Annotated in this window: 14 protein-coding genes; 6 read left to right on the forward strand and 8 right to left on the reverse strand. The window is 27.2% G+C overall.

The window, feature by feature from the left end; all coding sequences use genetic code 4:
* Positions 1–407: 407 nt before the first annotated feature.
* From lepB to KW512_RS02345, 8 genes are all read right to left on the reverse strand, one after another.
* The gene (gene lepB, locus KW512_RS02310) at positions 408–893 is read right to left on the reverse strand and encodes a signal peptidase I (RefSeq protein ID WP_258841220.1); all 486 of its coding nucleotides are present in this window, start codon (positions 891–893) and stop codon (positions 408–410) included.
* Between the two features lie 73 nt (positions 894–966).
* Positions 967–1665, reverse strand: a complete 699-nt coding sequence (locus tag KW512_RS02315; protein ID WP_258841221.1) for a pseudouridine synthase — start codon at positions 1663–1665, stop codon at positions 967–969.
* A complete protein-coding gene (locus tag KW512_RS02320; protein WP_258841222.1) occupies positions 1652–2074 on the reverse strand; it encodes an iron-sulfur cluster assembly scaffold protein in 423 nt (140 codons plus the stop codon). Before KW512_RS02320 ends, KW512_RS02315 begins: the two co-directional genes overlap by 14 nt.
* The gene (locus KW512_RS02325; protein ID WP_258841223.1) at positions 2067–3212 is read right to left on the reverse strand and encodes a cysteine desulfurase; all 1146 of its coding nucleotides are present in this window, start codon (positions 3210–3212) and stop codon (positions 2067–2069) included. Before KW512_RS02325 ends, KW512_RS02320 begins: the two co-directional genes overlap by 8 nt.
* On the reverse strand, positions 3205–3918 hold the full coding sequence (locus KW512_RS02330; RefSeq protein WP_258841224.1) for a TlyA family RNA methyltransferase: 714 nt from the start codon (positions 3916–3918) through the stop codon (positions 3205–3207). The genes KW512_RS02325 and KW512_RS02330 overlap by 8 nt, the downstream gene beginning before the upstream one ends.
* The gene (locus KW512_RS02335) at positions 3919–4380 is read right to left on the reverse strand and encodes a hypothetical protein (protein WP_258841225.1); all 462 of its coding nucleotides are present in this window, start codon (positions 4378–4380) and stop codon (positions 3919–3921) included.
* Positions 4346–5140: a transcription antitermination protein NusB gene (locus tag KW512_RS02340; RefSeq protein WP_258841226.1), complete on the reverse strand. Its 795-nt coding sequence runs from the start codon at positions 5138–5140 to the stop codon at positions 4346–4348. Before KW512_RS02340 ends, KW512_RS02335 begins: the two co-directional genes overlap by 35 nt.
* A gap of 202 nt (positions 5141–5342) precedes the next feature.
* Positions 5343–6539 carry a phosphopentomutase gene (locus tag KW512_RS02345; protein ID WP_258841227.1) on the reverse strand — a complete coding sequence of 399 codons (1197 nt, stop codon included), beginning with the start codon at positions 6537–6539 and terminating at the stop codon, positions 5343–5345.
* A gap of 75 nt (positions 6540–6614) precedes the next feature.
* Between KW512_RS02345 and KW512_RS02350 the strand changes: the two genes are divergently transcribed.
* The 6 genes from KW512_RS02350 to KW512_RS02375 all read left to right on the forward strand — a co-directional run bounded on the left by KW512_RS02350 (position 6615) and on the right by KW512_RS02375 (position 12381).
* Positions 6615–8654 carry an Mbov_0121 family peptidase domain-containing ABC transporter gene (locus tag KW512_RS02350; RefSeq protein ID WP_258841228.1) on the forward strand — a complete coding sequence of 680 codons (2040 nt, stop codon included), beginning with the start codon at positions 6615–6617 and terminating at the stop codon, positions 8652–8654.
* The gene (locus KW512_RS02355; RefSeq protein WP_258841229.1) at positions 8626–9009 is read left to right on the forward strand and encodes an MAG1140 family protein; all 384 of its coding nucleotides are present in this window, start codon (positions 8626–8628) and stop codon (positions 9007–9009) included. Before KW512_RS02350 ends, KW512_RS02355 begins: the two co-directional genes overlap by 29 nt.
* 20 nt (positions 9010–9029) lie before the next feature.
* A complete protein-coding gene (ybeY, locus tag KW512_RS02360) occupies positions 9030–9482 on the forward strand; it encodes an rRNA maturation RNase YbeY (RefSeq protein ID WP_258841824.1) in 453 nt (150 codons plus the stop codon).
* Positions 9482–9877, forward strand: coding sequence for a cytidine deaminase (gene cdd / locus KW512_RS02365; RefSeq protein ID WP_258841230.1), 396 nt, complete (start codon positions 9482–9484; stop codon positions 9875–9877). The genes ybeY and cdd overlap by 1 nt, the downstream gene beginning before the upstream one ends.
* Before the next feature lie 2 nt (positions 9878–9879).
* The gene (era, locus tag KW512_RS02370) at positions 9880–10764 is read left to right on the forward strand and encodes a GTPase Era (protein ID WP_258841231.1); all 885 of its coding nucleotides are present in this window, start codon (positions 9880–9882) and stop codon (positions 10762–10764) included.
* A gap of 255 nt (positions 10765–11019) precedes the next feature.
* Positions 11020–12381, forward strand: a complete 1362-nt coding sequence (locus KW512_RS02375) for a dihydrolipoyl dehydrogenase (protein ID WP_258841232.1) — start codon at positions 11020–11022, stop codon at positions 12379–12381.
* Positions 12382–12572: the final 191 nt, after the last annotated feature.

Consider the following 12572-nt stretch of genomic DNA (forward strand, 5'->3'; position numbering starts at 1 on the left):
TATCAACAGTTACAGATTTAAATTTTTTGATATAAATTCGATAGTAGCGGATTTTTCTGATTTCTTTTAGTCTCCAATAAAGTAATTATTTTCACTATCTTTTAACATATTTTTAAAATTAGGAGTGCCTGACCGATATTTTTCAAAATAACCAATTTTGCTTTTGGTTAAATCACTATGATCTGCAAAAATTGCCAAAACAGATAAAATTGCTTGCTGCCTTCATCATATTCTCCTTATAATTTTGTTCTTATATTTTTAACAAATTATATCATAATCTTTAAAAGGAAGAAAGCAAAAAATAAAAAAATATAATTTCATCATATTTTGCAAAAAAATTATATTTTTTTATTTTAACAGTTGGCTATATTTATAAATTAACAAATTTATATAGAAAATAATTAATCCTATAAAATTCCAATGACATCATTTAGATCAAAAAATCCAAAATCCCTGCTGTCGCTACTGTTTTCCAAATTATCACCAACAGCAAAAAATTTATTTTCAGGCACTATTCCATCGAATAAAAAAGTCGCGCTTTTGATAAATTCTGCAACTTTTTTATCATTTATGTAAATTTCATTATCTTTAACAGTTATTTTATCGCCTGGCAGTCCCAAAATCCTTTTAATTAAAACTATTTCTTTGTAATTAAAGGCGACAATATCGTTTCTTTTTGGTGATTTTACCCTATTAATAAAAATTTTTTGCCCGTGTTGAAGAGTTGGGAACATCGAGTTACCTTCAACATCAACTAACCTAAAAATAAAGGTAAAAAGAACAAAAACTGTTACGGCAATTGAAAACGCTAAAGTCAACAAACCAAATAAAAACGTTTTTTTATTAAAAAATTTTTTCTTTGGTTTTTCAGTTACAAAATTATTTTTTTCCATAGTTAAATCATTTTTCATTTAAGTATTACACGAATAATTATATATAATAGTTGCTTAGCTAAAATTTAATTTGTTAAAAAATATTCTTTAGTGACAAAATTTCGGCTTGAGACAACTTGCGTTTTTCACCTGGCTTTAAATTTCCAAGTTCAATAGTAGCAAAACTTAATCTTCGGAGCATAAGTACTTTTTTGGAAACAGAGATAAAAATTTTTTTAACATGATGGTTGGAACCTTGTCAAATTTTGACAATATATGTCCGTGAGGCAACTTTTTGAACTTTTTGAACAGATTTTACATTATCTAAATAAATTTCATTGTTATTCAAAAAATTGATTTCCTCATCATTTAAATTAAAATCAGTTTTGACTAAATATGTTCTCTGAATTTTTGAACTAGGATGAAGTAATTTATTGCTAGTTTCGCCATCATTTGTTACTAAAATTAGTCCAGTTGTTTCAAAATCCAACCGTCCTACTGGAAACAAATAGGAATTTTTATCAAAAAATTCCATTATTGTCGGCCTATTTTGTGGATCAGTTCGACTTGTAATATAATTTTTTGGTTTGTTTAGCGCATACCAGACGATTTTTGGTTTTTTATTTATTTTTTGACCGTCAAACTCAACAACATCAAGGTCAGAAATTTTTTGACCTATTTGTGCAAATTGGCCATTAATTTTTATTCGTTTTTCATTGATTAATATTTCGGCTTTTCGTCTGGAAGCAATTCCCATTTGTGATAAAAATTTATGAATTCTAACTGTTTTCATGATTTTTAATTTGTTTTTGTAACAAAAACAAAGGAATACTAATACAAATTACTCGGTTTGGGTGACTTTTAACCATAAAAAGCGCATTTAAATCTTCTAAAATTGGGATAATTTTTTGAGATTTAATCATTTCTTCATAATTTTCAAGCAAAATTTGCGCTTCATTTATGGTTTTATTAATTAAAATTTTTTCAAATAAATAACAACTTGCGAGCAAAAGAGCGCAACCTGAAGCGCAAAATTGTATTTTTTTAATTTTTTGCCCAATAATTTCTAAGTCTAACTGCGCCCAATCATCACAGTTATTATTCATTTCAGAGTTTGTTGACTTACAAATTCGTTTTTTTTCTTTGAATTTTTCATTAGCATCGACAATAATATTTCGTCGAATAATAAAATCATTATACAAAATCTAAAAACCTCTTTTCTTCTAAGTTGGCAATCAAGTTGTCAATATCAGCAAAATCATTATAAAAACCAAGCGAAACTCTGATGAAACTATCATTTTTTAGTACTTTTTTTAGTAACGGAACACAAAAATTCCCACTTCGCACATAAATATCGTTATTTCCTAGGTACGATGCAACATCTTGAGCGCTAAAACCTTTGATATTGAAAATTACAATATGGTCGCCTTTTTTAGAAAAAATTTCAATATCATCAATTTTTTCTAATTTTTCATATAAATAATCGGCCAAAATTCTAATTTTTTTATAAATTGTTTCAATTCCGATTTTATTTATAAAATCAATAGCGGCATTTAAGCCCCAAATTGCAGCAAAATTTAGTGTTCCTGCTTCAAATTTGCGATAATCATTATAAAAAAGCAAATTTTTGTTGTCAAATTTTCTAATTATTCCCCCTCCAAATTTTACAGGTTCTAGTTCTTCCATCAAATAATTTTTTATTGCAAGCACACCTAATCCAGTTGGGCCGTAAAATTTATTAGAACTAAAAGCCAATGCGTGGCAAAAATTCATACTAACTTTTTGAAAGTTTATTGATTGTGTTGCATCATTTATTACAAAAGCGCAGTTTTTTAAAGCTTTTTCTCAAATTTTAGCTAAATCTAGATCAACTAAAATTGAATTATTCGCTTGGCTTAAAGCAATAATAGCTGTTTTTGGTGAAATTTTGTCAATTATTTTTGTGCTATAAACAATTTTTGCGCCCACCTTTTGAGCAATTTTGACTCAAACAAGTAAATTTGAAGAATGATTTAAAGGTGACAACAAAATTTCATCTCCCTTTCTTATGAATTTTTTAATCATGTTGGCAAAAAGATTTATCGATTCTGTTGTTCCAGAAGTAAAAATAATTTCATCGGGAAGACCATCAATTAATTTTGCAATTTTTTCACGAGTTTGATTTAAAATCTGTAAATTTTCAAAGGCGATTTTTGAATTTGATGAGTGTGTATTAACAGCACAATTTGTGTAAAAATGGTTAATTTTTTCAATTACAGATATTGGTTTTTGCGTCATTGCGGCAGAATCTAAATAAGTTACCTTATTTAAAAAAGGGAAAAACTGTTTATAATTAGTCATTTTTCTTGATAAAATGCAAAAAATACTCTATATTTTTTGATTTTAGTCCTTTAATTGGTGATTTAGTTGAATTAACAAAATCAAAGTCGTTTTTAGCAAATTCAACAAGTCTGTTAATTAAAAACTCATGAAATTCAGGTAAAACATAACCGCCTTTTTGGACATATTTTGAGCTAGCCTCAAATTGAGGTTTAAATAAAGCAATAAAACTTTGCCCTTTTTTTAACAAATTTTTTACAACACTAACAACAATTTTAAGACTAATAAAGGAAACATCGCAAACAATTATGTCGATTTTTTCATCAAAAAAATCGCTTGTAATATATTTAATGTTGGTTTTTTCTTTTACTGAAACTCTAGGATCAATTCTTAAAGAATAATCTAATTGGTTCAAACCTGAATCAAGAGCAAAAACTTTTTTTGCGCCTTTTTGAAGGCAAATTTGTGTAAAACCACCTTTAGAAGACCCAATGTCTAGAACAATTTTGTCATTAAAATCAAGTCCAAATTTTTCGTAAGCTCAAAGCAGTTTTATGGCGCCGCGTGAGACATATTTTTCTTTTATTTCAACTGTCACTTGGTCTAAATTTTTAATTTTATATGCTGGAAGAAGGCATATTTTATTATTGACTTTTACATGACCAGTTTTAATTAATGACTCGGCTTTTTCAAAACCCATGCTTAGAATTTTACTAAGTAGGTTCATTTATTTCCATCTCCTTAAAATTTCAATGATTTTGATATTAAAATTTGGATCACTTTTTATTCATTCAAGCGATAAATTGTTAAAAGCGTCTCTTCGACGGTCTTCAAAGTCGAATAATTTTTGTCTGAATTTAAATCTTTGTAGGTAAATTTGTCAACTATAAAACAAAAAAATTGCTAAATTTTTATGAATTCTTAAGTTTGTAAGTAAATTTAAGTTTAAAAACTGCTTCATACATGAAATTCAATTTTCAACTTTGTAAATATTATTAACTAATTTTAAATCAAGTTGAGCACATTGTTGATTTGAAACACTAATTTCTAAAATTTTTGAAAGGTTATAAAATAAGAATTTAAATTTTTTTCCAAGTATTTTTTTATATTTTCAAAATTTCACCTCAATTTTGATATGATTTTTTATTTCATGTTTATTTTTGAGGTCTAAGAAGATTCTTGTTTTCATAATAATTGTATACTTTTTGCAAAACAGCATTTACAAAGCTAAATTCATCGCCACCTTCAATGCTAAAAATTTTAGTGATTTCAATAGCCTCATTAAAAATAATTCGGCGAGGTTGGAAAAATAATTCAGCAGCCCCCAAAAGCAAAATTGATCGAATTAATGGCAATATTCTATCTCAACTTCAATTAGATTTTAACTGTAATGTAATAACTTTTTTCAAAAAAACATAATTTTTCTTGACAAAAGTAAGAATTTTTAACTGATCAAAAGTCACTTCAAAATATTTATTTTTTATTTCATCAATGTCAATATTTTGATCAAAAAGTTGTGAGCCATAAATAATTGAAATATTAGCCATTCTTTTAATTCGCTGTTTGGATAGACTTTGGAACTCAAGACACTGATTTTCATCGAGGGCTTCAGAGTTTTTAAGATGCTTATTTTGGTGATTTATTGACTCACTATTTGAGCAAAAAGCTCGATTTTCATAGGTTATTTTCGTTAAATTACTGTTGTGTTGACAACTTGGAGCTCTCAAGATGTCTGAGTGTGTTAGGCCGTCTTCAGTTTCATTTTGACTTAAATTATCAAGCAAATTTTTAGTACTATAGCAGTCGAGCGAACTTTCAAAAAGAGAGCGTTGCTTTTGTAAAACGTGCGCAAATTCCTTTGCTTCTGGATCAAAATAATGATGAGTATTTTTTTTCTTATTCCTATATTTTTGATTTTTTGGTGAATATTTGTTGTTTAAATGATTCATTTTATTCCACTTTTTTGCTTTTGCTGGCTAGATAATTGAGTTTAAATCTGACTAATTATAAAAAAATAATAAATTATACTTTAAATTTAATAAAATTTTATCATTTTTCAATATATTAAAAAGAACTTATAGCAATTATTTAGTCCTTTTTTGGAAAAATTCTGAAATTAAAATATTAAAAACTAGTAAGTTTAGGGAATAATTATTCTAAAGAGTCAAAAATATCTTCACCTATTTCTGCTAGCTCAACTTGAAAATTTCTGGCAATTATGTTCCCGATAGTTGCAAGTGAATCAACAGGATTTTTTAATTTTTTTGACTTTGATGTGAATTTTTTTGAAAAAATTGTTAGTGGTAGTGCCTCGCGGGTATGATTTGTGCCGGGAAAACAAGGGTCATTTCCGTGATCAGAAGAAACAATTAATAAGTCATCCTCTTTTAAAGCATTTACTAATTTTGCTAGTTTAATGTCAAAATTATTTAAATTTTGGCAATATCCCATAATATCACGACGGTGACCATAACTTGAGTCAAATTCAACCAAATTCACAAAAATAAATTGATTTTTTGTGGATTTGGAGGCAATCTCAATTGCTATATCCATATTATTTTCATCACTGTCAGGTCCAAAAATTGTATCAAGCCCCTGTTTTGAAAAAATATCACCAATTTTACCGACTCCTATAGTTTCAATTCCTTTTTGCTGTAATCTGTCAAGAATTGATTTTGGCGGTGTATTTGCATAGTCATGTCTATTAAAAGTGCGTGTAAATTTTCCGTTTTGGCCAATATAAGGGCGAGCAATAACGCGAGCAACGTTTCATTCTGGCTTTGAGGAACAAATTTTTCTTGCAGCTTTTGCATAGCGATATAGATTTTCAAGCCCTAATTTTTCTTCATGACCACAAATTTGTAGAGTGGAATCAGGTGAGGTATAGACAATTATTTTGCCCTCATCGATAGATTTTTGTCCTAATTCTGACAAAATCACAGTTCCACTAATTGATTTATTGCCAATAATTTCTCGATTATCAAAGGCTTTTTCGAGCTCTCTTATTAGTTCATTAGGAAAACCCTGATCAAAATTTGGGTTAGGCTTAAGAGTTTCAATTCCCATCATTTCTCAATGACCCGCTAGTGTGTCTTTGGCTTTTGATTTTACAATAATTTTTGAAACATAAGCAAGTGGTTCTTTATTTATTTTGCCACTATTTTCAATTTTAGCCACATTAGAAATTCCCATTTTTTTTCAAAAAGGAATTTTTAATTCACCAGTTTTTGAAACACAATATAAAGTATTTGCGCCCGAATCGCCAAATGAGTCTTGGAAACCATCATCACCAATTCCAAGCGAGTCGGTTACTATTAAGAAAATGCGATTAAATTTGTATTGTTCCATAATTTTTTGTTAGTTTTTCCTAAATTTTTCTATTTTTTAATATTTTAATAAATTTTACAACAATTAGAGCAGAAGATGAAAGTATTTTTGCAAAAGGATTTAAAAGATTGTGGATTGGCGGTTCTTCAATCAATTTATCATTTCTTTTATGATAAAAAAATATCAATAAACTCTTTAAAAACAAAAGCTTTTTATTCAAATGATGGGATAAACATCGCTAATTTAGAGCGATTAGCAAAGGAATTTGGAATTATTCTTGAATCCTACGGGGGTCCTTATGAGAATTTAAAAAATTTAGAGATCGTAAAACCAACAATTATTTTAATTAAAACTGGTGATTTAAATCATTATGTTTTATTGACAAAAGTAAAAAAATCAAAATTTGAAATTATTGATCCCTTAAAAGGAAAATTAAAAATTAAAACTGAAACAATGGCAAAAATTTTCCAAAATGTTGTAATTTTTGCCCAAAAAGATCCTGAGTATAAAAGATCAAAAGTAAAAGATAAATCATGGAATAATTGGTGGTTTTTCCTTGAGTCAAAAAGTAATTGATATCTTATTTTTTTATTTTTTATAACTGCAGTTAGTAATTTTTTATCTTCATTATTCATGAAAACAATAATTGACAAGGTTTTGCCACAGCAAGACATTGGCCTTGTTATAAAAGTGAGTATTTTCTTTGCTTGGATTGTAATTTGGCGAATTTTACAGGATATTATTAAAAAAATATATATTCACAAAATTGAACTAAAAATCGAAAAAGATATTTTTGACCGTTTTTTTAATGCACTAAAAACAGGTAAAAATTTTCAACTTTTAAAATTAGACAATCATGATTACATTAGAAGAATTAATTTAATTCCAAGTTTTGCAGCTTTTTCAGCCAGTTTTTATTATCATATTTTTAATGAGGTTATTACTTTTTTAATTTCATTTTTTATATTGTTGTGGATAGATATTAAAATTTTGGGCTTAATTATTGGAATAGGCATAATTTACCTTTTTATTAGCATAATTGTGCGAAAAAGTATTTCAAAAAATCACCAATTTTTAATGGAAGACCAACTAAATAGTCTCACAAGCACAAATGACATGATTTTTTCGCTTGAAAATTTAAAGCACGATGATGTTTATAAAAATTTAAAACATCAATTCGATGAAAAATATTACCGTTATAAAAAGTCAGAATTCAATATTTGGAAAAAAGAAAGTTATTTATCTAGTTTTAATAATTTTCTTTTTTCGATAGCGCCAATTTTAATTGTGGTTATTTCCTCTTTTTGGATTTTTGATAAAAAATTATCAATTGGTGAATTACTGCTTTTTTTAAGTTTTTTTAGTTTTTTTATTAATCCGCTCTCTTCATTTGTTAATATAGTCACTAACTTGCCAATTTTTTTAAAGGAATTTGAGCTTTTAAATTTTGTACTTAATATTGAAAAAGAGACAACCGGCAAATATCACCAAAAAATTTCAGATATAAAGTTAAAAGATTTAAGCGTGAGTTATTATAAAAATAAGACGCTTTTTTATATTGAAAAAATGCAAATAAAAGAAAATTTGCACATAATTGGAAAAAATGGAAGCGGAAAGTCTACATTTTTACGACTTTTAAATCAGGAAATTGTTTATAACGGTGATTTTTTAATTAATAATCTTGATTTAAAATATTATGATCAAAACGAGTTGCGCAAGAGAATTTGCTACATAAAATCACAAAATTATTTCCCTAACATTAGTGTTCTTTCCTTTATAACAAATGAAAATCCTGAAAAAATTCAGAATTTGATTAATAATTTTCAACGGTTTGACATTCAAGAAATGCTTTATGAATGGCAAATTTCCCTTGATTCAAAATTTGTTAACAATGGCTCAAATTTTTCAAGTGGACAAAAGCAAATAATCGCAATTTTGCAACTTTTAACTAAGGATTTCGACTTAATTTTATTAGATGAGGCTTTTGAAAATATCGATGAAAAAAATTTCGAATTTTTAAAGAAAGTAATTTCCAATTACCAAAAAAATGCAATGTTTATCGAGATCTCTCATTCAAAAAGATATGTAATTGAACAAGGAGAAACTTTTGACATCAAAGATATATCAAAACAATAAGATAACAATAATAATTAGTGTCTTTTTGCTAATTTTGATGGGCGCAAGTTTTTACTATTTTTTTCAAATAAAAACTTATAGGACCGTTAATTTTATTTTAGAAATTGATGAAAAACATAAAACATTTACAACAATAAATTCAGACATATATTATTTAATGGATAAAGATTCATTTGCCCAGTTTCAATTCCAGGACCAAGTAGTTAGACTTGAAATTACAAAAATCGTTAATGTAAAACAGAATGAATTTGTTGTTGAGTTCACGAAATCACTGTTATTAAAACCAAAAACTCAATTGCCGGCCGTTCTTTTTTTAAAAAATACAGGTAATTTTTTGGATCTTTTTACAAAATAGAATAAAATTAAATATAAATGGTGAAAATTCTAATTAATTTCGAAAATCAAAGTAAGGTTAAGTTTAAATTTTTAAAGTTGTTTAAAAAAATTTTTGAAATTTTTGCAAAAAATGAAAATTTACAAGGTGAAATTAATCTAGATTTGATGCTAATAAGTGAAAAAAAAGCCCAAAAACTAGCCCTTAAATTCAAAAACAAAGATTATGTTCCTGATGTTTTATCATTTCCAAGTGGTTTAAAAATCGAAGAAAATAATTTGCAAATTCATTTTTTAGGCGAAATTTTTATGACACCATCAAAAATTCAAAAGCAAGCAAAAGACTATAATCACACCCAAAAACGCGAATTTTCATACCTTTTTGTTCATAGCCTTTATCATTTACTAGGTTTGGATCATGACAATGATGAAAATAATAAATTTATGCACGAAAAAGTGGAAAACATTTTAAAAAATTTGGAGATTTTTCGCTAATGGAACAAATATTTGAATCCCTAAAAAAACTAAGCAAAAATTCCTACTGTCCTTATTCTAATTTTCCAGTAGCCTCAATTTTACTAACAAAACAAGAGCACACTTTTGAAGGTATTAATGTTGAAAATGCCGTTTATCCTGCAGGAATTTGCGCCGAAAGAGTAGCGATATTTCAGGCAATTACCCAAGGAGTTAATCCTGAAAATTTTAAAGAAATTCACATTTATAGCCCAAAATCTAGTAAATTTATTGTCCCTTGTGGTCAATGTTTACAAGTTTTTGTTGAATTTTTTTCTGAAAATGTTAGTATTTTTCTTTATAATTCAAAAGCAGAATCTGTTGAGAAAAAATTAAATCAACTTCTCCCCTTGCAATTTAAAAAGGATTTTTTATAAATATGGAAACAAAAACATGTTTTGTTGCAGTTATTGGCCGACCTAATTCAGGTAAATCTTCACTAATAAACTCGATTGTTCAATTTCCGGTTTCAATCGTTAGTCTAAAAGCTCAAACTACCAGAGATGCTATTAACGCAATTTATAATAAAGATAATCTTCAAATAGTTTTTGTTGACACCCCCGGTTTTCATAATAAAATTAATAATTTAAGTAATTCCCTGAATTTCGCGATAAACTCGACACTTGAGGGAATAGATCTTGTTCTTTTTTTGCACCCAGTTAACGAACCAATCGATGAAGACACACAAGCATTTGCTAAAAAACTTTCAGATATTAAAAACAAAATCGCAATAATTACTAAAACTGATATTGAAGATGACGAATTTAATTTCGAAAGTCAGTCACAAAAAATGAAGGAATTTGAATTTGAATTCGATAGCATTTTACCTTTTTCAACTAATTTTGATGATTTAAGAACCAATTTATTAGCCCAAATTGAAAAATATGCCTATCCCTCAAATCATTTTTTCAATAATTTAGATGTTACCGATCAAAGTTCACGTTTTTTTGCAAAAGAAATAATAAGAAAACAAATACTTTTGAATGTTGATGATGAAATTCCACACCAAACCGCTGTTGTCATTGACAATTTTGACGAATCAGAAAAAAATTGTATTCGAATTGATGCAACAATTTATGTTGGTAGAAAATCACACTTACCAATAATTATTGGTAAAGCTGGCGCGGTTCTTGGACAAATTGGTACTAACGCTCGCAAAGAACTCGAAGAGATTTTTGGTAAAAAAGTTGTTTTAAAAAACAGAGTAGCTGTTGCCAAAAAATGGTTTAACGACCCTAAAATGATTAAGAAATTTGGCTATTAAAAATTTAAATTTAGTATAAATTTTTCTCTTAAATAATTAATTTAGCGACTATGCTAAAAAAGTATTTTTTGTTGCCTAAAATTACTAAAAAAAATTAAAAAATTTATTAAAAATAGACTTTAATTTTGAATAAATTAAATATTTTACAATTTTGCTGTAAAATATTTAAATAAGCAAGCATGCTTTTTGAAAAAATTATTTAAAAAGTTTGCTGCTCATAATTTATTAATTTTAATTTGAAAAAAGGAGTAATATATGGGAAAATTTGATATTGCAATAATTGGGGGTGGCCCAGGTGGATACTCTTTGGCAATTATTTTAGCTAAAAACGGCAAAAATGTCGCACTTTTTGAATCAAATTCTTTAGGCGGAACTTGTGTAAATAGGGGTTGCATCCCAACTAAAACAATTTTAAAATCTGCAAAAATAAGACAATTAATGTCTAATTCACATAAATACGGTTTTGAATCTACCCACACATTTAATTTAGAAAAAATCTTTGAAAATGCTCGCAATAATAGTAAAAAATTGCAACAAGCAATCAAAGGCGCCCTAGAAGGAGCTGGTGTTTCTATTTTTAACCAAGAAGCAAAATTACTTTCTAAAAACATAATTAAAGCTGACAACAACGAAATTTATGCCGACAAAATAGTTCTTGCAACCGGAAGCAGTCCAAGAAAAATAAAAATTGAAGGCATTGAAAATGCAAATGTTTATACTTCTGATGATTTAATTTTAGATTATCACGATTTTGATGAACTAACAATAATTGGTGGCGGAGTTATTGCTCTTGAGTTTGCTAGTTTCTATGCCAACTTTGACAAAAAAATAACTATAATTGAATCAAATAAACAATTATTTGGCAATTTTGATGAGTCAATAAAAGACGCTGTTAATTCAATTATCCAAAGAGATAAAATAAATATCATAACAAATGCGAAAGTTTTAAAATACGAAACTGATGGTCTACTTATTCAGCAAGGTGAAACTATTTCTAAACATAAAACTCAAAATATTTTACTTGCAGTTGGTAGAATTGTTAATAATGATTCATTTTGTGAGTTAAATTTAGAAAAATATGACAATGGTGTTTTAAAAGTAAACGAATTTTTTCAAACTTCAGAAGAAAACATTTATGCAATTGGTGATTTAAACGCAATTATGATGTTATCAACGAGTGCATATAAACAAGGAGATGTTGTTGCAAAACATATTTTGCACCAAAAATCTGATGAAAAATTTGTAAAATCCAACGTTCCGTTTGCAATTTATACAAATCCAGAAATTTCATTTGTTGGAAAAAGTGAAAAAGAGTTAGAAAGTGCAAAAATTGAATTTGAATCAGCGCAAATTTTTGCAAAAAATTTGCCAAGAGCCCATGCTAACTTAGATTTTGAAATTGGTTTTGTCAAAATTAATTATGAAAAAAACACTTACAAAATTCTATCAGCAACTATTTTCCTTGAAGATTCAGCAACTTTGATTAACCAAATTGCATTAGCAATAAGCAAAGATATGACAATTTTTGACCTTCAAAATTCAGCTTTTACCCACCCTACACTTGCTGAATCTGTATATTATATTTCAAGAAATATCGCCTTTAGTAAAAAATCCTAGTAATTAATGTTTTTCAGACTAAAATTTCAGTTGAAATTTTAGGAAATTAGTTTCTTTTTTAAATTGGTTAATTCTAAAACCGTTGTTTTTTGCTAAAATCAATTATAATTTAGTTTCCTTTAAATAAAGATCTAGCAAAATAAAGTAAATTAGCATATTCCCGAGTTTCCCAGTTTGATGAGATAGTCTTA

Origin of the sequence: Mesomycoplasma ovipneumoniae (genome assembly GCF_024758565.1) — a bacterium.
In the GTDB taxonomy this organism is placed as follows: Bacteria; Bacillota_I; Bacilli_A; order Mycoplasmatales; family Metamycoplasmataceae; genus Mesomycoplasma; species Mesomycoplasma ovipneumoniae_B.